Source organism: Enterobacter hormaechei subsp. hoffmannii, assembly GCF_001729745.1.
Classification (GTDB): Bacteria; Pseudomonadota; Gammaproteobacteria; order Enterobacterales; family Enterobacteriaceae; genus Enterobacter; species Enterobacter intestinihominis.
In genome coordinates, this window is record NZ_CP017186.1 from 918,928 (window position 1) to 941,863 (window position 22,936).

A 22,936-nucleotide genomic window follows, 5' to 3' on the forward strand; every position below is an offset into this window, starting at 1 on the left:
TACGGTCAGAATATCAATTATCATTAATGTCAGTAATGGGGCTAAAATGATTGTGTCTATGAACACCCTTCATGAGTGTGCGATGAAGGGAATGCCTCCATAAGGAAATCGCCGATGCTCAAAGAAAATTTCAACGAACTGCAAATCTTTCTTGTGGTGGCAAGGGAGCGAAGTTTTACCAAAGCAGCGGGCAAACTGGGCGTTTCTCAATCTGCACTCAGCCACGCGATGAAGGCCCTGGAGGAAAGGCTGAATATCCGCCTTCTGACCCGCACGACCCGAAGCGTTGCCCCTACAGAGGCCGGTGAGAGAATTATTGCCTGCCTTGAACCGCGTATTGCCGATCTTGAACAGGAACTGGAATCGCTGGTTCAGCTGAACGGCACTGCCTCCGGCAATATCCGTTTATCTGCCGGGGAGCATGCCGCGCGAAGTCTGGTATGGCCGAAGCTAAAACCCTTCCTCAGGGAATACCCGGAAATTAGTCTCGAACTGGTGGTTGATAACGGCTTTGTCGATATTGTTGAGGGGCGTTTTGATGCCGGGATCCGCCTGGGCGAAAGCGTGGATAAGGACATGATTGCGGTAAGAATTGGGCCGGACATGAGAATGGCTGTGGTAGGAGCGCCATCTTATTTCGCTGCAAATCCTGCACCTGAAACGCCGCACGAGCTACAAAATCATCGGTGTATCAATATGCGCCTGCCGACAGCCGGTGGACTTTACCACTGGGAGTTTGAGAAGGAAGGGAAACCGTTACGGGTCAGAGTGGAAGGGCAGCTAACGTTTAATCTGCAGGCGGAAAGGATTGATGCGGCGTTATCCGGTTTTGGCATCGCCTGTATACCTGAAGACAGGGTGCAGGACTATATAAAGTCAGGAGAGCTTATTCAGATTCTGCAGGAGTGGTGCCCATCTTTTCCCGGATATTACCTCTACTACCCGAGCCGCAAGCAGCATCCGCCCGCATTTGCGCTGATGATCGATGCGCTTCGCTACCAGGAATAAAGGGTCCGCCAATCTCAGCGGACCCGCCCGGGTATTAACGGCCTACGCGGGCCTGGTGCTCAGGAGAGTAACGTTCGCCGACGATTTTAATCGTCTCAAGCGCCTGGGTTATCTTCCGCGAGTCATCCTGAGAAAGGATGATGTCGGCGGCCCCCAGGTTTTCTTCCAGCCGGTGCAGTTTCGTAGTTCCAGGGATAGGCACAATCCACGGCTTTTGTGCCAGCAGCCACGCCAGCGCGATTTGTGCAGACGTCACACCTTTCTCTGCCGCCAGTTCACCCAGCAATGAGACCAGCTTTTCATTGGCTTCAATCGCCTGCCCGGCGAAACGCGGCACGGTGCTGCGGTAATCATCCTTGCCAAAAGTGGTTCCTGGCTTAATCGATCCCGTCAGGAATCCTTTGCCTAATGGGCTGAAGGGCACAAAACCAATACCCAGTTCCTCCAGTAACGGCAGGATCTCCTGCTCAGGCTCGCGCCACCACATTGAGTATTCGCTTTGTAGGGCCGTGACAGGTTGTACGGCATGCGCACGACGAATGGTTTGCGCACCCGCTTCGGACAGACCGAAATGTTTAACTTTGCCTTCAGCTATCAGGTCTTTTACCGTACCCGCAACATCTTCAATCGGGACATCCGGATCGACACGGTGTTGATACAGCAGGTCAATGACATCAGTCTTAAGACGGCGTAATGATCCTTCCACAGCTTCACGGATATGCTCCGGACGGCTGTTTAAAATCTGCTGCTTGTTGTCGTCGCCAAAAGTAAAACCAAACTTAGTGGCAATGACCACACGGTCACGAAACGGTTTTAAGGCTTCGCCGACAACTTCTTCATTGAGGAAGGGGCCATACACTTCAGCGGTATCGAAGAAGGTGACGCCACGTTCAACCGCTGCGCGAATGAGCTCGATAGCCTGACGAGTATCGGTCGCCGGACCATAGCCGTGGCTTAAGCCCATGCAACCGAGCCCAAGCGCGGAGACTTCGAGTCGGGATTTACCCAGATAACGTTTTAGCATTGAATGAATACCTCTTTTATCGCGACTTAAACATCAAGTTTGCGGCCAGTCAGCCATTCCACCATCGCCGGATCGCGGTGAGAGAAGAAGGCGCTGGTTGCGGTGTCGAGGGCGGCAATTTGCAGCATATCCTCAGCGCTGAGTTCAAAATCGAGAATGTTGATGTTCTCAGCCATGCGTTCTTTGCGCACCGATTTCGCCAGTGAAACGATGCCTCGCTGGAAGATCCAACGCAGCACAATCTGACCCACGCTTTTGCCGTACTTCTGGCCAATCGCCGTTAACACGGGATGCTGGAACAGGCCATTTTTACCCTCAGCAAACGGTGCCCAGGCTTCCGGCTGAATGCCATGGCTTTGATTCCATGGAACGGCGTGCAACTGCTGGTTGAAGGGGTTAACTTCAATCTGGTTCACCGCAGGGGCAACCTTGTTGAAGGCGATAAGGTCGGCCAGTCGGTCAGGATGGAAATTGCTGACACCAATGGCGCGAATTTTTCCTGCCTCATGCAATTCTTCCATGGCACGCCATGCCCCATGGACATCACCGTAAGGCTGGTGAATCAGATACAGGTCGACGTAATCAAGTTGCAGCCGATTCAGGGAGCGTTCGAACTGGGCTTTAGCGCCTTCGTAATTGGTATCCTGCAGCCAAAGTTTGGTCGTCACAAAAAGTTCGTTGCGGGCGATACCGGTTTGTTTCAGAGCGTTCCCTACCTGGGTTTCATTCTGGTAAGACGCTGCGGTATCGATCAGGCGGTATCCCGTATCGATCGCATCAATAACGGCTCTTTCGCATTCAGCAGCATCCGTCATCTGGAAGACACCAAAGCCCAGCAGGGGCATTTCAATACCGTTGTTCAGTTTTACAGTTTGCATGACGTTATCCTTCAGCTGTTGTGTTGGAAAAGCATAACGCAAACCGATTTATTCGATTAGATGGGGTAATTAGCTAGGGTTTATTAATTTTGCTCATTAATTGCGTCATTATCTTGCCACCAAAAAGTATGCACAGTTGTTAGAACAAAGTTAGCATGCCCTATAGTTTATTAAGCTTTTAGCTGATGTTATAAGTAGATCTCAAAAGATGATCAGCAACATCATGTTGCGTTAGTAAGTAGAGCTAAGTATTTGTAGCTTGTTGTTTGAATGAGGAAAAAGACATAACATGTAATCCAGAGAATTGCACAATTGCATGGCCACCCCTTGGTGGAAAACCTGAAATGACACCAATTCAAGTAAGGAGAGTTAATTGAAGTCAATACTTAACTGGGTTATGAAAAATGGTTGGAATATATTTAGCTTTATTGGGGTGATAGGGACATTCTATTTTTCGCTTATATATGTTCCCGGTTATGTAAAAGATATAACTGCAGCAAAGGTGAATATCACTCATGAAAGCTTAGTGGATGATGTTCAAGAGTTATTATTTTATAATAAAAAACTAACAATTGATGATATCAATTCATTCATTAAGGCCAAAGAGTTAGAGCAAGGAACTCCTTACCCATACTCGGCTGATGAACTTTTATTACAAATACAAGATCGCTTTATGGGAAACAAATTTATTCCATTAGAGAAAAGGGAGTCACTAATGGATACAGTAAAATCTATTCGCTCCACATATTCAAAGCCAAAAGTTGCTGAGAAGAAAAGTTTAAATGAAGATTTTCTAGTATCAATGTTTGTTTCCGCTATAGGAGCACTCATTGCAGCTATAGGTACATATAGTATTTTCAGGAAAATAAAAATTGATAAAGAAATTGAGGCTGATATTACTTCGGGTGATGTAATTAATAACTTGGTCTATCCAAATTTAACTCCAGGCTCGAAGGAGTTTGAAAGTATGGTTGGTGAAGTACTTAATGAACTTGGAGTGCTTTCAGAAAGAGTTGAAGCAGGAAAAGATGATGGTTATGACTTTGAGATTAAAACCCAAGAACAGAATTATATTGTTGAGGTGAAAAGGTATTCAAAACTACTCGGTTTGGCTACAGCTCGTGAATTTATATATAAAGTGAATCAATCAGGTAAGGGTGGTATTTTAATTGTTAGCTCTGGCTTTACCGAAAGAACAAAACAACTTATAAATGAACATAATGCTTTATCTGAAAACCAAAAAGTATATCTTGTAGTGGCTAAGGCAAAGACTGAGCTTAAGGATATATTGGCCAAAATTTTACGGCTATAGTGTTGAAATTACCCGATTTGAGGAGCAGTAATTTTTTAGAGTTCTGATGTGGCTTGTTGAATAGGTTTGTTGGCTCATGTGTCATGTGCTTTATCATTAAGATAGCTATGGTTAAAAACTAATATGACTCTACCGAGTCCTCAGACACGCGGACTCGGTAGATTGGTCTGATGGGTCTATTCCACTACTGCAGATCTTTTTCCTTCAAAAATTGACTCACCAAATCAGCAATTTGCACATTATTTAAATCAGAGAACGGGAAGTGGGTATTCCCTTTGATTCCCACTTCAGGCAGATGAGTCACCGTCACATCACCGCCATGCTTGTTCACCACGTCGCGCCACTCCCGAGCCATTGCAAGGCGTACGCGCCAGCTGTCCTGCGCGGGCATGGCGACAGGTTTATCCGGTATGTTATCGCCGTAAATAATCAGAATCGGGATTTTGGTCAGAGCCATAAACTGCTCCATCGGAACAGGCTCACCCTTCAGCGTGTCGAACGCGCTTGGCATAGGGGCAGGGAGTTCTTTTTCCGGGAAGACAAAGCTGCTGCCTGGCTCGAAGGCGACAATGGCTTTGACCTTGTCGTTTTTCATCGCCGTGTACCAGCCTGGTCCGCCACCCTGAGAGTGGGTGAAGAGGATAGCGGGGCCGGATTTATCCACGACGGCGGACATCGCATCAGAGATAACATTGATATCAAACGGCCCGGTATTCGGGGTCATCTGACGGAAATACTGATTCAGTGCTTCTTTGTCGTGAGAAAACTGAACGCCCTTAAAATACTCTGGCCACACGCCAACGCGGAACTGGTTGAACCACATCTGTTCATCCGGTTTAGGCGTAACAGTACCTTCTACAGTCGTGCGCCCAGCGCTGCCCCGACGCGGCTGATCGACAAGATAGGTTGAGAACCCGCGACGCAGGAAGATGTTCTGGAACCCTTCGCGACCATCTGGAGTACTTTCCCAGGTACGGGAGAACTGACCTGCACCGTGCAGCATGACGATAGGGTATTTATGCGGATTTTCCGGAATTTGGTAGAACACTGAGGCATGATCGCCATGATAAGTTTGGCCAGCAGAATCCAGCGGCTTCTTCGCGTCAAACTTACCCGGGGCAGTGGTGATAGTTCCGCCAGCAGAAAAGCTTCCCTGTTCCTGAATGACCAGCGGCGCTGCGTATACCGACTGAGCCACCAGGCCACTCGCTATCATGCAGACGGACAGTGTTTTTAAAAGTGTCTTCAAGGGTATCTCCTCATATCAATGAATCAGCTGCGTATTGTCTCTAACCAACTTGTTACCGTTTCAGTGGTTCTTCGCTCCTGATCACATTCAATGACCAGCGGTTTTTCCCGACGCGCAGTTGGGGCGAGACTGGCAAGGATGTCGTCGCTGTCTCCTTTACCGTAGCCACCGTGAGTAATAAAGGGGATGAGTAATTTGCCCGCAAGGTTGTGGCTGCTGAGAAATGCTTGCACTACAGGCGGCACGCTGGTCCCCCAGATCGGAAAGCCTAAATACACGGTCTCGTAGCGTGAGGTATCTGCAACGCTATTTTTTAATGCCGGTTTTACGCCTCGCTCACGCTCTTTTTTCGCCTGTTCAACGGTCTGAAAATAGTCTTCCGGATAAGGCGTAGCCGGTTCGATTTCAAACAGATCGGTATTCAGGTTGCGGTGAATGACGCCCGCAATCACCCGTGTATTTCCGCTGCGGGAAAAGTACGCCACCAGAACACGGCTTTTACCCTGCTCGTTTGCGGTTCCGGTCGCAGCTGAGGCAAAAGAAACGTTCGCCAGCGTCAGCCCGGCAAGTGCGGTGATTAACATTCTGCGGTTGGGATCATGCTCCATAATCCACTCCTAATTGTTTGCGAGCGCCTGCTGCAGCGCCTTTTCAGCTCGCGTTGCTGCATCACTTTCGCCATGTTCACGCAGAACCTGTGCCAGCTGGCGCAGCTGCGACGCCGTCAGGCCGACCCGCATGCTTGCTCGCGTATGCGACAGCAGTTGTGATTCGACGCCCGGCGTGGCCGCTAATGCGCCAACCGTTGCCAGCTCGCGGCTTTGCCAGTCGAGGTTATCACGGGCGAAAATGTCGCCGAAAAGGTGCGTTTGCAGGAACTGGTTAATCACCGGGGCAAAATCAAACAGTGGGCCCTGGACGGGAGCGCCTGAGATTTTTGTCTGGTTTGCGGTACCGACACGGCGAAGCTCATCCCCGACAGGGATCGGGGCAATCGGTTCTTTACCCTCAACGTCTTTGATACCACGTTGTTTACGTGCTTCGACGACCTTCATCAGTTCACTAAGCGCATTCAGGCTACGGGGGAAGCCCGTATAGGCATAAAGCTGGACGAGAATCTCTTTGGTTTCGTTTATCGTGAGCCCTGCGTCAAGACCCTGATTCAGGGCTGCATTCAGCTTATCCATCTGGCTGCTGGCCATCGATGCCGCAATCAACGGGATGGCCTGTTGGCGGGCTGACAGCGTATCTGAAACCTTTTGTTCGTGGTTCATTTCTGAGGCTCCTTTATTGACGGGCGCAGCATGTGCCGCGAGACCAAAACCAAAGGTCAGCAGTACCGTTGCCGCTAATGCCTTAATGGGCGTGGTATTGTTCATCTGTCACTTTCTCCATCCAGTTAACGCTTTTGCCATCCACAATCCCGGTTATCGCCAGATGCGTCATCGCGCTGCCGGGTGCCGCCCCGTGCCAGTGTTTGACGCCCGCCGGGCAAGAGACAACGTCACCGGCGCGGATAACCTGCACCGGCAGGCCTTCTTGTTGGGTGAGCCCAACACCCGAGGTCACAATCAGCCGCTGACCTGCCGGATGCGTATGCCAGGCGGAACGAGCGCCGGGTTCAAACGTGACATAAGCCCCGGAAACAGGGATGTCGTTATCCGGTTTGAAGAGAGGATCAACCCTGACACGACCGGTAAAGTTCTCGGCTGGCCCGAACACCGCGTTCTGACTTCCTGCTGGGGCGATATGGACAGCGGGATTTTGTTCCGCTGCCCAGGATGAAAATGTGAAGAAGGGCAGTAACAGCCCGAGGTAACGTAAATGTCCGATCATGCAAAGCGTCCTTATCAATGAAGAGGGGATTGCCTGCGATGATTTTATCGGGAGGGTAATGACGTCAGGCTGACGCCCCCCTGACAATCCTGTCAGCTAACCCGGGTCCCGGCTCAGCGCCGGATTGAGCATTATCTGCCGCTTTATCCGCTTGTAGCGCAAAGGTGAGGCCAAAAGTATTGATGCCTCCTTCACTACGGGCAAAGACATCTCCCCGGTGCATAATGGCGACGGCACGTACGATCGACAGGCCCAGTCCATGATGGGTATCACTCCTGGCCCGGGAGGTGTCAACGCGATAGAACCGCTCGAAAAGCCGGTGTAAGTGCTCTGGTGCTATTGGATCGCCCGGGTTTGACACTTCAACACAGGCTTGATGACCGGTTTCGCTTAACCGCACCGTAACCGTACTGTTGGAGGGGGAGTGTCTTGCGCTGTTTTCCAGTAAATTGGCCAGTGAACGGTGGAACAGTCGTCGGTCGATGTCCGCGGTGACGTCGCCCTGAACATCGAGAGAGAGCTGTTTTTCAGCAAAAGAGGGTTCCACATACTCCGCTGTTTTTAGGGTTTCTTCGCGCAGGGAGACTTGGGTAAGCTGGGATGCATGTTCACCCGCATGGGCATGGGAAAGGAACAGCATGTCGTTAACAATAGACGTCATGCGTTCAAGTTCTTCCAGATTGGAACCCAGTAACTCTTCCAGTTCATCATGTGAACGGCGGCGCGAAAGCCCCAGCTGCGTCTGGCCGATCAGGTTAGTCAGCGGAGTCCGGAGTTCATGCGCAACATCGGCATTAAAGCTTTCGAGCTGCCGCCAGGCGACCTCCTGCCGTTCCAGCACGCCATTAAAAGATGATGCTAACTGCTGTAATTCGTCAGGTAATGCTTCGGTATTCAGGCGCTGACCATGGTCCCCGGGAGCGAGTTGCCGAGCCTGTTTACTGAGCGCCCCAACGGGACGAAGACCGATCCTTGACACGACGTATCCCAGTAAGGCGACAATCACGACGCCCAGTGCGGTAATGATCAGCAATGTCCGCGTGAACGCATCGAGTGTGCCCATATACGGCGTGGAGTCGATGGCAACCACATAGCGCAGCTCAGGCCTTTCACCGTTGGCGGGGATCGTTTTCACTAACAGAAACAGCGAGCATGCACCTTCTGATGCACCTGGTACTTTATTAAAGCCTTCCTGTAAAGAAGACCACTGAACACCCACCGGTGGTGTTCCCCCCATGCTAAAGCGTGGGTTATCGCTTACTATCCAGTAGCGAACGCGCTCACCTTCAGAATTGGTTAATACGGTAAATTTATTGGCAAGCAGTGACCAGCCGTCAGCCGAGGTTCGTGCGGTGATCCACGGACTCATTAATGATTCCCGGAACAGCAGCTCGTTGTGCATCTGCTTTTGCAAAGAGTCATGCAAGGAGCTTCTGAGCAGGATGCCGATAACGGAAACAATCAGTAGCGCGGATAAGGCAAACATCAGCGCCAGGTGAACGGAGATGGAACGCTTAAGCATGTTTATCCCCTTCATTTATTCGGACCGGACTTCGAGGACATACCCCATGCCACGAACGGTATGTAACAGCTTGATATCGAACGGCGCATCCACTTTGGCCCGAAGTCGTTTAATGGCCACTTCAACCACGTTGGCATCGCTGTCGAAATTCATGTCCCATATCTGCTCAGCTATCATCATTTTTGAAAGAATCTCTCCCTGATGCCGGGCCAGAAGGCTCAACAGGGAAAACTCTTTCGCGGTCAGCTCCAGCCGTGTTCCGGCACGAAATACGCGGCGAGCCAGCAGGTCGAGATGCAGATCGTGAATTTGCAGTTGGGTGATGTCCGCACCATCCGTAGAACGACGACGTACCAGTGCCTGTATACGCGCCACCAGCTCAATCAGCGAGAAGGGCTTGGGCAGATAATCATCCGCGCCAAGACGAAGCCCTTTAACGCGCTCGTCGACCGAGCCGCGAGCCGAAAGCATCAGCACAGGCGTCTGTTTTGCTGCTCGCACCCCCTCGAGTACCCGGTAGCCGTCCATCCCCGGTAGCATCACATCCAGTATTATCGCGTCCTAGTCGAACTCCAGCGCGTAATGAAGACCTTCAGCGCCATCTGCAGAGACATCAACCGTAAACCCGGACTCACCCAGCGCACGGGAGAGATAGGTTGACGTTTTTTCTTCATCTTCGACTAACAACAGGCGCATAACGGGACTTCCTCTTAACTTTTCATCGGTGCTTCAACATCGGAATAAACCTGCACGGCATCCGGCAGACGTTGACCCTGGATAGTGAAGGCGTCCAGTGAGCGGGTGAGCTCGGTCATCTCAGCGGAAGTCAGCGATACGCCGGTAGCCGCTGTGTTTTGCAGCATATGGTCTTTATTGGTGGTGCCAGGAATGGGAACAATCCAGGGTTTACGGGCCAGGAGCCATGCCAGTGCAATCTGCCCCGGCGCGGCATTTTTTCTTATTGCCCAGGATTTCAGTAGTTCAACCAGCTGTAAGTTGTGTGGCAGGTTGTCAGGCGAGAAGCGTGTTTCTGTCGCGCGGAAATCACCGGTAGCGAACCGGGTATTCTCATCAATCCAGCCCGTTAAAAATTGCACGCCGAGTGGGCTCCATGGCACGAACCCAATGCCCAGTTCTTCACACACCGGAAATACCTGCTTTTCAGGGCCACGCCAGAGCATGGAGTATTCACTTTGTACAGCTGTAACGGGTAATGCTGCATGAGCGCGTCTCAACGTGTTGATGCCCATTTCAGACAGACCCCAGTGCAGGACTTTTCCTTGATCCATTAAATCTTTCACCACACCGGCGACATCTTCGATCGGGATCTGTGGATCAACCCGGTGTTGGTACAGTAAATCGATACGATCGGTACGCAGGCGTTTGAGCATGTTTTCGACGACCTGCCTGATATGCTCCGGCCTGCTGTTAAGGCCCGGCAGACGCTTTCCCGTCTGTTGGTCAATGTTCCAGCCAAACTTGGTGGCGATAACGATTTTGTCCCTGAACGGGGCGACGCCTTCCCCGAGAATTTTTTCGACTTCAAACGGGCCGTAGGCTTCAGCTGCGTCGAAGAACGTTACCCCTTCATCAAATGCCCGACGGATAACATTGATCATCTCAGGACGCCAGGGAACGGAGGTGTCGTATTTGCGACTCATGTTCTGCGCGCCCAGACCGACGGCAGAAACTTCCAGCTTCCCGAGTTTACGCTTGCCCGGAGCAGCATTGCGTTGGCTGGGTTGTCTGGATGAATCGACCTGAGAGGATTGGCTCGCCGCCGATACGTGGGGAATCAGCGAGGCGGCGGCAATACCGGCCCCGGCGACTAATAGCTTGCGCCGCTCTGGCATTGTTGGGGCATTCTGGCTTTTCATTGATCGCTCCGTTTCTCAGAAAATTGAACATGAATCTCATTTAAGCGAGACCATTCTGCGTTGTGATTGCCAACATAAAGCTGACGGCTACCTGACAGCGCTGTCAGAAATGCTTTCCCATCCCAGCCTGTTTCCTGACAAAAATGTTATTTCCCTGTCACGATGCTGACAGCCCTCTCCGCCTACTCTGAGCCTGCAAATTTGATTCCGCGAGCCTGTATAACCAGGCCAATACTCATCGGGAGAGATCATGAAATTCACGCTTATCAGTGCAATGCTACTCACGGCAATGGCCGGAGTGACCTCAGCCAATGCGGCTGATTACAAAAAAAATCCATTCACACTCGTCTATGACGGTGGCATAACTGAGAACGTCAAAGGCAAGGTCAACATTCATCCGGTGAAATACGATCTGCATGGCATTCAGATTGCTGCGAATGTCTATACCCCTGCTAACTACGATCCCGCCAAAAAATACCCTGCGGTGGTGGTTGCACATCCTAATGGTGGCGTAAAAGAGCAGGTCGCCGGGTTGTATGCCCAGCGTCTCGCCGAGCAGGGCTACATCACCATTACCGCCGACGCGGCTTATCAGGGTGCCAGCGGTGGGATGCCTCGCAGCGTGGATAAACCCGCTAATCGCATTGAGGATATCCACGGCATGGCTGACTACATAAGCCAGTATCCTGGTGTAGATACCGCCCGCCTTGGTCTGCTGGGTATTTGCGGTGGCGGCGGTTATTCACTTGTTGCGGCTGAAACTGACAAGCGGTTTAAATCAATAGCAACCATCAGCATGTTTAATTCAGGCCTTGTGCGCCGCAACGGCATGCAGGATTCACAGCTGGATACTATCCAGCAGCGTCTTCAGCAGGCTTCTGACGCACGTGCTCAGGAAGCCGCCGGAGGAGAAGTGCTTTACTCCGGCGATGCCAACCTGACTGATGAACAGATTGCTAAATTACCCTTTGCCTTGTATCGCCAGGGCTACGAGTATTACTGGAAAACCCACGCGCATCCGAACTCCACGTTTAAATACACCACCAGCAGTCTTCTGGATTTGATGAGCTTTGACGTAACGGACCATATCAATCTCATCAATAAACCGCTGCTGATGATTGCCGGTACAAAAGCGGATACGCTCTATATGACTGAAGACGCGTTCGCGAAAGCCACAGGTACGAAGGACAAAGAACTCTTCCTGATCGATGGCGCTACTCATATCGAGACGTATTGGGTGCCTGAATACGTTGATAAGGCTTTGCAAAAGTTAGACGTCTTCTTCGATAAGAATATTTAGTTAGCCTCCGATGACGCCCCAGCCGCGCAGGCTGGGGTGTGTCCATCAGCTGTAGCCACTTCCCGCTTGCGTATTCACGCGATAGACCCAGATTAACGAAGTTGCGGTTAAAGATAATTACGCTGCTTAAATAGGCGCTATGAATGGAATTCATAGACCTAATCTGGAGCAGGGAATGAAAAGGATGAGCCTGATGTGACAGGATGGCTCGGGAGAGAGTGAATCATTCACTTCAAATTACTTTCAGGCGGAGAAGCAAATGAGTACGCAAGAGCCAACATTTAGTGAGGTAGTAAAAAATAGATACTCGGCCAGAGCCTTTCTTCCATCTCCCATCCCCAGCGATATCCTCAAAGACATTTTGCTCGAAGCGCAATGCGCACCATCCAACTGCAATACTCAACCCTGGTCCCTGCATATCGTTGCAGGAGATAAACTTCGTGAATTAAGCCATGCACTGACGGAAGCTCTAAGAGCTGGGAACTACAGCCTTGATTTTACCTTTGATAAAGAAGTTTATCCCGAGCCATTCAGGCAACGGGCTTCGGAGCAGGGGCGCTCGTACTATCAGGCACTGGGCGTTGCGCGGGGGGATAACTTAAGTCGCTCAGAAGTGGTCGAGCGTAATGTGAGATTTTTCGGCGCGCCTCATGTTGCCCTGCTGTTCATTCCTGCTGTAGGGGACAACGTTCGCGTAGCCTCTGACGCCGGTATGTATGCCCAGACATTCCTGCTTTCCCTGGCAGCTCGCGGTTACGCAGGCGTTCCACAGGCAGTGCTGAGTTATTTTGCCCAAACGGTGCGTCGAATATTAAATGTTCCTGAGGGCTTCAGGCTGCTTTACGGTATTTCGTTTGGGATCCCAGATAAAACGCATCCCTCCCTGAGCTACAGGGAAGGGCGGGTATCTCTGGACGAAAGTGTCGTCTGGCATCAATAACGACGTTTTATTTTTTTATCTGAACGGTCAGTGCCATCAGGGCGCTGGCTGCTGTAAACAACGCAATTATCCAGCCCATCGTCCATGGTGTGCCGTCACTGAACAGGGCAAGAAGAAGTGAAGAGATGATGCCGCTGCCGTATTGTAACGCACCCATTAGCGCCGATGCGGAGCCAGCCACATTAGGCACTGCGTCCAGAGCGCAAGCCGTGGATGTCGCCGCGATGATGCCATTCATAGAGAAGAACACGAACACAGCGCCGACAATCACGGTGATTCCACCCACACCCAGGCCGGTGGTGACTGCCAGCACTATTGCCGCAATAGCGGCGATGAATACGGCATTCCTGAGCAACGCTTCCAGTGGATAGCGGTGAACCAGACGTCTGTTGACCATGCTCACCGCCATCAGTCCAACAATGTTTACTGCAAACAGCCAACCGTAATGCTGCGGGTCAACGCCGAAGTACGTGATGTACACAAACGGGGAACCGGTGATAAAGGCGTAGGCAGCAACGTAGTAGAACGTCAGGCACAGAGTAAACCGCATGTATCTGGCGTTGGTGAGCAAGGCATAGTAGTTGTGAAAAGCTCTGGTTACGGAGGCTTGCGAGCGTTTTTCAGCAGGTAATGTTTCGGGTAACCAGAATAAAGACATCAGCATTAATGTTCCGATAATCGCCAGCAGCCAGAAAATGGCATGCCACGAGGTGACTTTAATCATCTGCCCCCCTATCAGGGGCCCGGCAATCGGCGCGATGGCCATAATGATCATCAGAGTCGAAAGCATTTGTGCTGCACGAGTACGGCTAAACAAGTCACGGATCATTGCTCGTGCCAGCATCGGCCCGGTACAGGCACCTAACGCCTGAAAAACACGCCAGAAGACAATTTGCACGATATCCGTTGATAACGCGCACCCCACCGAGCCGACGATGAATAGACCTAACCCGATAAACAGAGGCAGTCGACGCCCATAACGATCGCTAATCGGTCCCCATATCAGTTGTGCGATGCAAAAGCCGATAAGGAAACCTGTGATTGTCAGCTCTGCATCACCCTGCAAATCTTTGGCCATCACGGGCATGGCGGGCAGATAGATATCGGTTGATAAAGAGGTTACAGCCATCAGGGCGCTGAGAATGAGTAGAAACGAGAGACCTGTTTTGTTAGCTATAGCCGACTGTGTACGCGCCTGTTGATTAAGCATGGGGATCCGTTGGACATGAAGAGATAGGGGTATGTTAACGGGTTTGTGCTCGCTGATAATCACAGGGGGAGGATAGGGACTATGAGTGACATTCATTAATCGAAAAGATTATTGCAGGTTTTTTGGGGCCAGCGATAAGCAGTATTCTTATAGTGTTACCTCTTCCTGCATGTTGCTAAAATCACCAGTACAACATGTCAGGCAATTGCGTTCAGATGACCGCTACCGTCGAAAGCAATACTGACAGAACTGCTAATGTTGTGACATATGATGATCCTTATGGTGATGTCCTGATTAATAAACATACGGAATATGTATGGTGTAGGTGATGCTTCAGATTAAAATAAAGGCTAAGCCCCGTATCTCCAGTCAGAAATACCGGGCTTGTTGTTACCTGGCAATTAGCGCGAACACGCCCCAGCCAAAGTATTCCCGGGCGTACGTTACGTGGCGTTTCGGCGCGATGTTTAGCTCGGCCCTGACTTCGGCGGCGAAGTCGTCGTCAGGATTAGCCTCCAGCCAGCGGCGCATGGTCAGCCATTTCGCGGCTTCATACCGGTCCCAGCCTTCCTGGTCTGCCAGTACCATTTCCACCACGTCGTAGCCGAGTCCATCGAACGCGTTGACAAGCCCTGGCAGCGTCAGGAAATCGGTCGTCGAGCTGACGCCGCAGGCCTGGGCAATCTCTTCCGTCGCAGGTAGCTGACGCCAGTAGGGTTCGCCGATAAGCATGATCCCGCCCGGTTTCAGGCTTTGTGCCAGCAGCTCGACGGTCCCGGCAAACCCACCGGCTATCCATGTCGCACCGACACAGGCTGCCACATCGCATTTCTCTTCTGTAACGTATCCGGCGGCGTCGTTATGTATGAACTGAACCCGGTTGCTGACGCCGAGCTCTTCGGCGCGGCGTCTGGCCTGCTCGCTGAACAACTGGCTCAAATCGATACCGACACCGGTAATGGCGTGATCCCTGGCCCAGGTGCAGAGCATCTCGCCCGAGCCACTGCCGAGGTCAAGAATGCGGGTCTCCGGCTTCATGCTCAGCACGCGGCCAAGCGTGGCGTACTTTTCTTCGGTGAACGGGTTGTGGATGCGGTGCTCGCTTTCACTGATGGTAAAAATACGTGGGATATCCAATGTGGAATTCCTTTTATTGCGTTGAGTATTAAGAGGGCGTTTCTCTGAGGTATTTGCTTTTTCAGCCAGCAGAGCAAACAGCTTTCCTTCAAATGTCTCGCTGACTGGCCAGTCGTGGCTTTCAGGAGGAGGAAGCAGGGCAAACCCGGCATTACCGAGCAGGCTGACGTACTCGTCATCGCGCCAGGCCGTCATCTGGCTGCCGAAACGGGTGGTTTGGCCGTTTACCTCTATGGCCCAGAACTGCGTTGAGCTGGTCTGTGCTTCTTCATCCCAGCCATGTTCCGTCAGCAGCAGGTGAGGGACGCCCAGAAACAGCCCGTCGGGACAGCGTTGCCAGCTCGGTTCAGCCATTCCCTGACGCTTAACTTCGTCGAAAGTATGTACTTCAGTGAGCAGCCTGCCACCCGGCTCCAGCCACAGCGCGCAGCGGCTGACGAGTGAGCGCGCATCCGCCGTGCTAAACACATTCAGTTCCCCGAATGTCATCATGATGAAATTGAACGATTTATCCGGCCAGTATGCGCGGACATCCTGCTGAACATAATCGATATTCAATCCGGTGTTCTGCGCCTGCTGACGGGCCCAGCTCACGGATGCCGGTGAGAAATCCACGCCGGTGCAGTGAAATCCACGTTCCGCTAAGCGGTGGGTATAAAAGCCGGGGCCGCAGCCGAGATCGAGGATATGTGCGCCAGGTGGTAACTGGCTGGCGATCCATTCGACCTGCTGCTCAATAACCTCCTGCCTGCGGCTGGCCCAGTCGTGCTCCTGCGACAAATGGTTCGCCAGCATGCGCTGGCTGAAGGCCGGTTCGTCCCAGGGAATTTTACTTTCCTCCGCTGACAGCTGGATGTGCCGGGACGCGGAAATAAGGGTGCTGATATCCATCATCCTCTCCTTAACGGTTATCAAGCTGCGCGCGAACGTTGTTCAGCCCGGTAGTGTTAATGCGGTAGGGCTGACCGTTAACGGATTTGATCAGCTTTTTGGTTTTGAGCTTTTTGAAAACGGCGAGCGTGCAGTCAGCCAGCAGTAGCCCTTCGCGGCTATAGCATTCAACGGCGGTGACGCGGCCAGACGCATCGCGGACGTGCACAATACGGCCACCTTTGGCGAGAACGTGTAAGGTACGTTGTTCCTGACGGGATAAATTCATACTGGAAAACCTGTTTAATCATCATGTGCAAAACGTGCAAACACACAGCGGTGTCCGCATTCGATTTCGGCGCATTGATAATCAGTCCGGCCTGGAAAGGTCGGTAAGCTGATTATCGGATGATTACATTCTCCAGCATCAAAGCCTCGGGTTGAGTTGAAAGGTATTTACGGGGTGAATGATAACACCTGATTTTTATAAGTGAATACCCAGGGGTGAAAAACGTGATCACGGTTGGCATCGGGCTGAGGAGAGGGATTCATTCCTGGCCGCTCTTAATTTTGCTGTCGACCTGAGGCTGTGGTTTGCTGAAAAGATATCCCTGCACAAGCTCGCAACCCAGAGCCTGAAGCCGCTCAAGCTGCTCTTCGGTCTCAACGCCCTCGGCTATAACGCCCATATTAAGGCTCTTAGCCATACCGGTAATAAGCTTCACAATATTAAGCGCATCTTCTTGTGTAGATATCGGATTGACAAAAGATTTATCGATCTTGATTTTATCAAAATTCAGTTCGCTGAGTCTGGAGAGCGACGAATAACCCGTGCCAAAATCATCAATGGAAATTCTTACGCCCAGTGCGCGGAGTTTTTTCAGAATCGCAATGGGGTTATTTCTGTCACTAAAGAGGGATGACTCCGTGACCTCTAACTCAAGACGGTTAGCCGGGAGCCCGGTCTCAGCCAGAACGGTCTGCACCGTATTAATAAATGATTTGCTGCCCAATTGAACAGGCGAGACGTTTACGGAGATCCTGGCCGGAACAGCCCAGGAGACCGCTTCCCTACAGGCCAGTTTAAGTACGGTTTTACCTATCTCGTTGATCATGCCTGTTTTTTCAGCGGCGAAAATAAAGCTATCCGGGGAAAGCATTCCCTTTACAGGATGCATCCAGCGAATAAGCGCTTCATAGCCGTAAATTTCCTTGCTGACGGAATTCACAATAGGCTGGTAATAAACAATAAATTCATTGTTTTCAATCGCCCTTGCCATATCATTTTCAAGCGTTCTGCTCTCCTGTAACTTCTGAAGCATTCGCTGACGGAAAACTTTAATCTGCTGTGAGCCTGCCTTTTTGGCTTCATAGAGCGCCAGATCGGCGAACTTATAAAGATAATCAGCACGTCGTTCATTATCTGATAAAACAATACCCACGCAGGTGGCAATTTTTATGAGCTGGTTATTAATCGTATAGGGTTTACTGATATTCTCGCTGATCTCTCTAGCGCGCAAAACGGCTTCGCTTTCGTTTAACCCACTGGCTAAAAAAGCAAACTCGTCTCCGCCTAAACGGTAAAATCTGTCTGAAATATTGCTCATCGCGGTCAATCGCCTGGATACCTGACGTAACAGTAAATCGCCAGCATCATGACCATAGGTATCGTTGACCTCTTTGAATCGGTCTAAATCAAATAACATTACCGTAACGGGAACATGATTTTCTTCGGCCTCAAGATTGAGTTTGCTGAGCTCATCCCAGAAGTACAGACGGTTTTTCATGCCAGTGAGGGAATCATGGTAAACGTCATACTCTAGTTTTGAATTCTGAATCTGTAGGGTCTCCTTGGATAACTGGAGTTCTTCTGCAAGACTTTCAACCTGCCTGTGCGCTTTAAGGATGTTTTTATTTTGATAGATCGTTAAAAAACCCAGGATAATACTCAGAATGATCAGCAGTAAAGAGAGGGCTGAGTAAATATAATACAGGATCTGTATTTTATGGTTGCTACTGTTAATCGTGCTAATGTCTTTCGTTAACGCGCTTGATGAAAGCTGACTGAGTGGAGCATCCAGCAAATGCATGGTATGAAGGTATGTTTTTACATCCGAATGGCTCATTTTTTCGAGGTTAGCATCCAGATACGTAAGGATTTTATCAAGGCTTAACGCGAGGTCATGATGTGCCTGAACGTTTTTAATGTAATGTCCTAAATCCCCCTCCTTAAACAGATCATTCTGGCTTAGCATAATTTCCAGCCGCATCCGGACCTGGTCTATCGTAACGTCATCGGAATCGGTTGCGTACAGACCAAGCCATGATTCAAAGCGGTAATATTCGGATACCAGTTGGGCGACAGACCATGACTCCGTGTAATGAGTCAGTTTTTGGAGCTCCTGCTGTCGATCGTAAACAAGAAAAGCAATATATCCAGTCGTGATAAAAAGAGAAAAAATGATACCAACCAGTATCCTGTTCATTATGTTCTCCTGAACTGCTATTCAATCTTCATTTTGCTGACCTGCCATGCCGATCGCGAATAATATATCTGATTATTTAATTCAGGAAGACTGTCGTAGGGATATACAATGAATGCCGGACCTTTATCTCGGATGCGCATATATTCACCATTAACCTTCAAAGCGAGTATGGCATTATATTTTTTAAAGTCGCTGAGCGGGATGGCTGTCGCGTAATCATTAAGCGCTATAACATTGACCACGTTACCCTTTGCGCCAATATAATCCATGAGTTTGCTCATTGGAACACCCTCAAACTTTGTGCGGCCATTATACCAGGGGGATGATGTCTGGAAGCTCACCATACCGAGTTTTTCAAGGCTGGCGATATCAAACACGGCTTTTCCACTTTCATTCGTGTTCTCGATATTACCGTAAATCGTTAAAATGGGTTTACCAGCAGGTTTTGGCAACTCACCAGCCAGGGTGACGCTTTGCACTAAAAAGCAGCACAGCATTAGGATTAATCGCATTTCAGCCTCCACGTTTTAACATAAGTATAAGAATTATAATTTAGTTATCCTACTAGTTTATATATTTTATCTCTCCCCACGTTTATCCATCATAATCAGGATGTAAAAACGCCGTCAGTCGGCAGCCACCCGAGCGATGCTTAACCTTCTTACCGCAGACGCATGACAAGGAACCGTCCATCATGAAAAAAGATAGCTATGCCTTTTTAATTCCACTCATCGTTGGCGGGTTAGCGTTGATATTTGGCTTTGTTGTCTGGTCAATCGAGATTTATCGCGTGACATTTCTTACGGCCCTGGGGGAACAGTATCTTGCGGCTGTCACATTGCTGCTGCCGCTGGTGGCGATAGTGATGTTCGCCGCGAAGAGGGCGTTTAAAGACAAAACCCTTGTTGACGTTGTCAAACTTTACCTCGGCCTCATCATCTTCAGCCTGCCGGTTGCCATTTTCGTCATCTTTACCGCGGCCTGGCTACTGAACGGAGAATACTCTGCCTGGAGCCAACCTTACCGGTATGAATCCGGCAGCAGAAATAGCTGTTCGGGGGCGGAAGTCTATGAGCCGGAACTCAAGAGAGAGATCCGCATCTGTTATCCTCAGGGATATTATTTAATCGATGGCACCCTGTACGTGGAAAAGCGGAGTAATTCGCTGGGTATGGTGGTGCTTTGGGCGATCGCGCGATCCTGAACCTCAGGCTCGAATAACCCCTTTAGCCCGCCTCCAGCATCCCAAAGCTGACAATCCGCGAGCGGCCCAGCTCTTTCGCCCGGTACAACGCGACGTCCGCCGCGCGCAGCAGATTATCGCTCTGGGCGTGCTGCGGATAGCTGGCGATCCCGATCGACACATCCACCGGGCCAATCTCCGAAAGCCCGTAGCGCAGCGAAAGCGCATGCACGCCGTTGTAGATCTCCGTTGCAGCGGCGTGCGCTGCTTCCTCATCTGCATCGGTAAGAAGCACCAAAAACTCTTCACCCCCATAGCGGAAGGCCAGCCCGCTATCATGTACCGCCCGTTGAATAATGGCTGCCACGCTTTTGATCACCAGATCGCCGGCCTCATGACCAAAGCGGTCATTAATGCTCTTGAAGTGATCGATATCGATCATCAGGCAGCTTACCGGCTCCTCGTTACGCACGGCCTGCTTCATTTGAGTACGTAACGTATCTTCCAGATGGTGGCGGTTACGCAGCCCCGTCAAGGGATCGAACAGGGCTTTTTCCAGCAGCGCATCGCGCAGCCGCTGGTTGGCCAGCGCCAGTCCCAGCGCCTCGGCCATCAGTTCCAGATAGGCGCGGGACGGCGCGGTTTCAGGAGTGATGTTCTGGAATGAGAGCAATCCAATCGCCTCGCCCTGAGCAATCAGGGGAACGCACAGCGATTGCTGCGCCTGTGATTCGGGCAGATGATAACAGCCGATATCCGGCTCGCCGTTCACTGGCGGATGGCTTTGACCACGCCGGACGGCCCAGCATTCGTCAGGATGGAACGGCTTTTTATCCCCTTCTGGCGATAGCCATTCGGCCGTACAGCGCATCTGCCACGGCTCGCGTTCCAGAATATACAGACGCCCTGAAACCCCCGGCGCAATATTGGGTGCAAACAGCTCCGCCACATTCATCACGTCGGCAAAGTTTTCACAGCCCTGCAACCGCTGGGTCATTCGCGCCAGCAGTTCGCGGATGGCCCAGTCAGCATCGCGCTCTTTTTCCAGCCGCTGCCTTGCCAGCCCGTTCTCACGGAAGATGCGGATGGCCTGCGCCATATCACCGATTTCATCAACCTGGGTAAAGTTCGGCGTTTCGACGGCGTAATCCTGCGATGCAAGACGATGAACTACGTCACTCAGACGCACCACCGGACGGAGTACGCGGCGCTTGAGGATGAAAACCATCACAAACAGGAAGAGCAGGGCGGTCAGGCCGACCATCACCTCAGAGGCCGTTCGAAGCGTTTTGGACGTTTTGGTTGCGGCCTGCACGTCGGCAATAATGCGCTTGTCCAGCAGCATGCGAAAGCGTTCGATAGTGTTGTGTGCCCGTTCGAGTTCCAGCTCATAGCTCTTACCAAACAGCAGCGAAACGGCCTGCTGTTCCTCGCCACGGGCGATGCCGTCAATGGCTGCCTGCTGTTCATCCTGGAGATCGTCTACAATTTTCAGTCCGTCGTACAGCAGCGCCAGCTCTTCGCCCGATGCCCCCGTATTTTTGAGCTGTCGCAGCGTGTGTTCGATATTCTTCAGCTCGGCTTCTTTCGCCTGATATTTCTCAAGCACCTCGGGCTCTTTTTGGATGACGTAAAGCCGCGCCAGATCGGAGAGCATCCAGGTGTCTGTCTCGATCTCCTCCGTCAGCTGATCGAAGACCTGGCGTTGTTTAACGGCTTCACGTTCGATGTTATCGGCGTGGGAAGCCATCAGCATGACGATGCCGGAGGCAATGGTCAGGCACACCGTGACACCATAAGCCCAGTTCGTGATCGTGGCGATTCGCACCTGTTGGATCCTTCTACGACAAATGTGGAAGAGCGTTCATTTCAGATTATAGAAAACCTCTGATTTATCGCGAAAAAAAAGGCGGCACAGGGCCGCCTCACAGAACGCGTTTCTTTATAGATCCGGAGAATTTCTCCCCTCTTCGATAAAGTCTGCGTCCAGCTCCTCGGCGTTGCCTGCGTGGTCGCGGCCGGAGAAGAGGTTCCAGCAGGCGATAAACAGAGCGGCAATCAGCGGCCCAATCACAAAGCCGTTAATGCCATACAGCTCCATACCGCCGAGCGTGGTGATCAGTATCAGGTAGTCCGGCATTTTGGTGTCTTTGCCCACCAGCAGCGGACGCAACAGGTTGTCCACCAGCCCGACGATAATGACGAAGAAGCCCACAATGAACAGACCCTGCCACAGCTGGTGAGTGGCAAACAGGAAGATGGCGGCGGGAACCCAGACGATGGCCGACCCAACGGCAGGCACCAGGGAGAGAAATGCCATCAGTGCGCCCCACAATACGCTGCCGTCAATACCGACAATAGCAAAGGCGATACCACCGAGCGTGCCCTGAACCACCGCCACGACCGCCGTGCCTTTTACCGTGGCGCGCGACACGCCGACAAACTTAGCGAACAGGTGCTGTTTGACGAAGTCAGACAGCGGCAGCGAGTCGAGGATCTGGCGCACCAGATACGGCCCGTCTTTCAGCAAGAAAAACAGCAGATACAGCATAATGCCAAAGCTGATGGCAAAGCCGAACGTCCCTTTCCCAATCAGGAACGCGCTGCCCGCCAGATACTGCCCGCCCTGTAACGCGACATCGGAGAGTTTTTTCTGGATCTGCGCGGCGTTGGTCAGGTTGTGATCCGCCAGGAAGCCGCTGGCCCAGTCCGGCAGGCGGTTGAAGATACCGGCGATCACTTCCGGGAACTGCGTGTTGTTCTGTTGCAGCCTGGTGTAGACCATGTTCAGTTCCACCGCGAGCGAGGAAAGGATCACCATCAACGGAATAAACACGATCAGGCAGATAATGCCGAGTGTGAGGAGTGAAGCCAGCCCGTTGCGATCGCCCAGCGCGGTACGCAGTTTGTTTTTCACCGGGTTGAAAATGATGGTCAGGATCGCGGCCCACAGAATCGCCGAGAAATAGGGAGACAGCACGTCAAAGAAGGCCCAGGTTACAAGGGCCAGGATGAGAATAAAGAAACCTTTGGTCAGTCCGTTAAATCGCATAGTGAGTCCTGGTGAAGAAGAAACTGTGTCGACTATAGAACTGATTTAAGGA

General features: G+C 51.3%; 20 protein-coding genes and 1 pseudogene. 5 read left to right on the forward strand and 16 right to left on the reverse strand.

Annotated features, from left to right (window positions below; all coding sequences use genetic code 11):
• The first annotated feature begins 114 nt into the window (after positions 1–114).
• Entirely contained in the window at positions 115–1,008 is an 894-nt protein-coding gene (locus tag BFV65_RS04275) for a LysR family transcriptional regulator (protein ID WP_069596269.1), read from the forward strand.
• Between the two features lie 34 nt (positions 1,009–1,042).
• Here the strand turns inward: BFV65_RS04275 and BFV65_RS04280 are convergent, their stop codons facing one another.
• Positions 1,043–2,032: an aldo/keto reductase gene (locus tag BFV65_RS04280; RefSeq protein WP_069596270.1), complete on the reverse strand. Its 990-nt coding sequence runs from the start codon at positions 2,030–2,032 to the stop codon at positions 1,043–1,045.
• A gap of 26 nt (positions 2,033–2,058) precedes the next feature.
• Positions 2,059–2,910 carry an aldo/keto reductase gene (locus BFV65_RS04285; RefSeq protein ID WP_069596271.1) on the reverse strand — a complete coding sequence of 284 codons (852 nt, stop codon included), beginning with the start codon at positions 2,908–2,910 and terminating at the stop codon, positions 2,059–2,061.
• 373 nt (positions 2,911–3,283) lie between these two features.
• On the opposite strand from BFV65_RS04285, the gene BFV65_RS04290 reads away from it, so the two are divergent.
• A complete protein-coding gene (locus BFV65_RS04290) occupies positions 3,284–4,222 on the forward strand; it encodes a restriction endonuclease (protein ID WP_157886683.1) in 939 nt (312 codons plus the stop codon).
• Positions 4,223–4,406: 184 nt separating this feature from the next.
• Here the strand turns inward: BFV65_RS04290 and BFV65_RS04295 are convergent, their stop codons facing one another.
• The 7 genes and pseudogenes from BFV65_RS04295 to BFV65_RS04325 form a co-directional block, all read right to left on the reverse strand.
• Complete coding sequence (locus BFV65_RS04295) at positions 4,407–5,471, reverse strand: alpha/beta hydrolase (RefSeq protein ID WP_069596273.1); 1,065 nt, start codon at positions 5,469–5,471, stop codon at positions 4,407–4,409.
• Between the two features lie 23 nt (positions 5,472–5,494).
• A complete protein-coding gene (locus tag BFV65_RS04300) occupies positions 5,495–6,079 on the reverse strand; it encodes a flavodoxin (RefSeq protein WP_069596274.1) in 585 nt (194 codons plus the stop codon).
• Between the two features lie 9 nt (positions 6,080–6,088).
• Positions 6,089–6,850, reverse strand: coding sequence for a carboxymuconolactone decarboxylase family protein (locus tag BFV65_RS04305; protein ID WP_069596275.1), 762 nt, complete (start codon positions 6,848–6,850; stop codon positions 6,089–6,091).
• Entirely contained in the window at positions 6,828–7,307 is a 480-nt protein-coding gene (locus tag BFV65_RS04310; protein WP_069596276.1) for a (R)-mandelonitrile lyase, read from the reverse strand. Before BFV65_RS04310 ends, BFV65_RS04305 begins: the two co-directional genes overlap by 23 nt.
• Before the next feature lie 64 nt (positions 7,308–7,371).
• Positions 7,372–8,829 carry a heavy metal sensor histidine kinase gene (locus BFV65_RS04315; protein ID WP_069596277.1) on the reverse strand — a complete coding sequence of 486 codons (1,458 nt, stop codon included), beginning with the start codon at positions 8,827–8,829 and terminating at the stop codon, positions 7,372–7,374.
• Between the two features lie 15 nt (positions 8,830–8,844).
• Positions 8,845–9,525 (reverse strand): annotated as a pseudogene (locus BFV65_RS04320) (heavy metal response regulator transcription factor).
• Between the two features lie 14 nt (positions 9,526–9,539).
• Entirely contained in the window at positions 9,540–10,706 is a 1,167-nt protein-coding gene (locus tag BFV65_RS04325) for an aldo/keto reductase (protein ID WP_201788120.1), read from the reverse strand.
• 250 nt (positions 10,707–10,956) lie between these two features.
• On the opposite strand from BFV65_RS04325, the gene BFV65_RS04330 reads away from it, so the two are divergent.
• Positions 10,957–12,006: an alpha/beta hydrolase gene (locus BFV65_RS04330; RefSeq protein WP_069596278.1), complete on the forward strand. Its 1,050-nt coding sequence runs from the start codon at positions 10,957–10,959 to the stop codon at positions 12,004–12,006.
• A 259-nt stretch (positions 12,007–12,265) separates the two neighbouring features.
• Positions 12,266–12,946: a nitroreductase gene (locus tag BFV65_RS04335; RefSeq protein WP_069596279.1), complete on the forward strand. Its 681-nt coding sequence runs from the start codon at positions 12,266–12,268 to the stop codon at positions 12,944–12,946.
• Between the two features lie 7 nt (positions 12,947–12,953).
• On the opposite strand, the gene BFV65_RS04340 is transcribed toward BFV65_RS04335, so the two are convergent.
• From BFV65_RS04340 to BFV65_RS04360, 5 genes are all read right to left on the reverse strand, one after another.
• Positions 12,954–14,156, reverse strand: coding sequence for a multidrug effflux MFS transporter (locus tag BFV65_RS04340; protein ID WP_069596280.1), 1,203 nt, complete (start codon positions 14,154–14,156; stop codon positions 12,954–12,956).
• 390 nt (positions 14,157–14,546) lie between these two features.
• Positions 14,547–16,187 (reverse strand): class I SAM-dependent methyltransferase, encoded by a 1,641-nt coding sequence (locus BFV65_RS04345; RefSeq protein ID WP_157886684.1) that lies wholly within the window; start codon positions 16,185–16,187, stop codon positions 14,547–14,549.
• A gap of 7 nt (positions 16,188–16,194) precedes the next feature.
• Positions 16,195–16,452 carry a YjhX family toxin gene (locus BFV65_RS04350; protein ID WP_063202128.1) on the reverse strand — a complete coding sequence of 86 codons (258 nt, stop codon included), beginning with the start codon at positions 16,450–16,452 and terminating at the stop codon, positions 16,195–16,197.
• Between the two features lie 259 nt (positions 16,453–16,711).
• Complete coding sequence (locus tag BFV65_RS04355) at positions 16,712–18,649, reverse strand: putative bifunctional diguanylate cyclase/phosphodiesterase (RefSeq protein WP_063850154.1); 1,938 nt, start codon at positions 18,647–18,649, stop codon at positions 16,712–16,714.
• Positions 18,650–18,666: 17 nt separating this feature from the next.
• A complete protein-coding gene (locus BFV65_RS04360; RefSeq protein ID WP_022647187.1) occupies positions 18,667–19,161 on the reverse strand; it encodes a putative pterin-binding protein in 495 nt (164 codons plus the stop codon).
• 182 nt (positions 19,162–19,343) lie between these two features.
• On the opposite strand from BFV65_RS04360, the gene BFV65_RS04365 reads away from it, so the two are divergent.
• Positions 19,344–19,853 (forward strand): hypothetical protein, encoded by a 510-nt coding sequence (locus tag BFV65_RS04365; RefSeq protein WP_023299409.1) that lies wholly within the window; start codon positions 19,344–19,346, stop codon positions 19,851–19,853.
• A 22-nt stretch (positions 19,854–19,875) separates the two neighbouring features.
• On the opposite strand, the gene BFV65_RS04370 is transcribed toward BFV65_RS04365, so the two are convergent.
• Together BFV65_RS04370 and BFV65_RS04375 are read right to left on the reverse strand one after the other, a co-directional pair.
• Positions 19,876–21,660: a diguanylate cyclase gene (locus tag BFV65_RS04370; RefSeq protein WP_023299410.1), complete on the reverse strand. Its 1,785-nt coding sequence runs from the start codon at positions 21,658–21,660 to the stop codon at positions 19,876–19,878.
• Between the two features lie 114 nt (positions 21,661–21,774).
• Positions 21,775–22,884 (reverse strand): AI-2E family transporter, encoded by a 1,110-nt coding sequence (locus BFV65_RS04375; RefSeq protein ID WP_022647190.1) that lies wholly within the window; start codon positions 22,882–22,884, stop codon positions 21,775–21,777.
• Positions 22,885–22,936 lie beyond the last annotated feature (52 nt).